Source organism: Acinetobacter lactucae (assembly GCF_013344765.1).
In the GTDB taxonomy this organism is placed as follows: domain Bacteria; phylum Pseudomonadota; class Gammaproteobacteria; order Pseudomonadales; family Moraxellaceae; genus Acinetobacter; species Acinetobacter lactucae_A.
This window is the reverse complement of sequence record NZ_JABVBF010000487.1, coordinates 1-204: the sequence shown is the minus strand read 5'-3', so window position 1 is coordinate 204 and position 204 is coordinate 1. Positions and strand designations below refer to the sequence as shown.

Below are 204 nucleotides of genomic sequence, written 5' to 3'. Positions count from 1 at the left end.
TGCTGTCTACAGTCACAACTTGGCTATCAGTTGAACCCACGTTACCGGCAGTATCCACCACACGAACATCGTAAGTGTAGTTACCATCAGTTAAGGTACGGCTATCTATATAACTCCAGTTGCCTGCTGTTACTGTCAAGTCGATCCAGGTTACACCACCATCTACACTGATCTGTGCAACTTCACCCGCTGCCAATGTGCCAG

At 48.0% G+C, this 204-nt stretch carries 1 protein-coding gene; it reads right to left on the bottom strand.

What is annotated here, in order from left to right; translation table 11 throughout:
- Nucleotides 1–204, bottom strand: a 204-nt coding sequence (locus HUN22_RS18470) for an Ig-like domain-containing protein (RefSeq protein WP_174732160.1), incomplete at both ends; no start/stop codon positions are given.